This is a genomic window from Marinithermofilum abyssi (assembly GCF_014641195.1).
GTDB lineage: Bacteria > Bacillota > Bacilli > Thermoactinomycetales > DSM-45169 > Marinithermofilum > Marinithermofilum abyssi.
In genome coordinates, this window is the sequence record NZ_BMHQ01000032.1 from 1 (window position 1) to 1,496 (window position 1,496).

Genomic DNA, 1,496 nt, shown 5'->3' on the forward strand with positions numbered 1-1,496 from the left:
ACTCTCCGGCAAGGACTGTCGTATGGATTCGGTAAATACAAACCAACCAGCGGGAATACTGGTACACCAATAAGGGGTGGAGGTAGCGAACGTCGATTTTGGGGTCATTTGCCCAACAAATGGAAAATGACTTGAGAGACCATATTAGGTAGCTCAAGTCATTTTTTATTGTTCCGAATTTTATTTTTTCGCTTTGGTTGCAATCTTTATCTTACTATTAACATCTCATTCACTAAAAATGAACATAGATGTTAGAATATAAAGATAGTTAGAAATAATAACATACAGGAGGCATTTCCATGCTGAAGAAATCGATGTTGTGGTCGATTGTTTTTGCGTTGGTTCTGTCGTTGTCTGCTGCATATGACATGCCAACGACATGGGCGCTTCCGCCCGGAACACCGTCCAAGTCCACCGCCCAAGCCGAGCTGAACTCGCTGACCGTGCAGCCCGAAGGATCAATGACTGGCTACTCGCGCGACAAGTTCCCGCACTGGATCGACCAAGGAGGTGGCTGCGACACCCGCCAGGTGGTGCTCAAGCGCGACGCCGATTACTACAGCGGGAACTGCCCCGTCACGTCCGGCAAGTGGTACAGCTACTACGACGGCGTCACCGTGTACTCGCCGTCCGAAATCGACATCGATCACATCGTGCCGCTGGCCGAGGCGTGGCGTTCCGGCGCCAGCAGCTGGACCACGGAGAAGCGCCAGAACTTCGCCAACGACCTCGACGGACCGCAGCTGATCGCGGTGACCGCCAGCGTCAACCGGTCCAAGGGCGACCAGGATCCGTCGACGTGGCAGCCGCCGCGTTCCGGCGCCCGCTGCGCGTATGCGAAGTGGTGGATCCACACCAAGTACCGCTGGGGCCTGCACCTACAGTCGTCGGAGAAGTCCGCGTTGCAGAGCATGCTCAACACCTGCTCCTACTGAGTTCGTTAGTGCGTCTGCTGGTAGTACTTGCAGCGCAACCATCCAACCCGAGAAGGGAGTCACTCGTATGGAAGTGAAGTCGTCAATCTTCACCGCAACCCACGGTGTGATGACCGCTGAGGTCGGCGTGATCAGCGGGGAGCTCGAACTGCGCACCACCTGTGATGACGACGGCGCCCTCACGCTCGCCATCACGTATGTCGGCGCCGAGGAGTGGTACACACTGCCGGGTGAGGACTACCGCCTGCACGATCCGCGTGACCACGAGGTCGTTCACCGCATTCTCGCCACAGTGCTAGAGCGCCCTTGAGATAGACTCACCTCGCGCTCCCAAATAGTTCCCGAAATAAAAGAAATGAACCGATTTCTCTTTGGATCGGTTCATTTTCCATGCTATGAAGTTACTTCTCTGCACTATAGGGATCCGGATGGGATAGATTCTCCAACGACACCCAGAAAGCGATCAGGGTGAGGGTAAAAACCTTCCCCCCGGGTCGATTCGTTCGTATCTTTCTTCACCTCCAGATCATCGGGATGGGGGAAAATCCAATCGCTATAGCG

Annotated in this window: 2 protein-coding genes; both read left to right on the forward strand. The window is 54.6% G+C overall.

The window, feature by feature from the left end; genetic code table 11:
• Positions 1–299 precede the first annotated feature (299 nt).
• Positions 300–935 (forward strand): HNH endonuclease family protein, encoded by a 636-nt coding sequence (locus tag IEW70_RS17585; protein ID WP_188649210.1) that lies wholly within the window; start codon positions 300–302, stop codon positions 933–935.
• Between the two features lie 67 nt (positions 936–1,002).
• Positions 1,003–1,245, forward strand: a complete 243-nt coding sequence (locus tag IEW70_RS17590; protein ID WP_188649211.1) for a hypothetical protein — start codon at positions 1,003–1,005, stop codon at positions 1,243–1,245.
• Positions 1,246–1,496 lie beyond the last annotated feature (251 nt).

Bases quoted from the DNA above. Each gene is read 5' to 3' on its own strand.
- IEW70_RS17585 (WP_188649210.1), top strand. From the start codon at position 300: ATGCTGAAGAAATCGATGTTGTGGTCGATTGTTTTTGCGTTGGTTCTG.
- IEW70_RS17590 (WP_188649211.1), top strand. From the start codon at position 1,003: ATGGAAGTGAAGTCGTCAATCTTCACCGCAACCCACGGTGTGATGACC.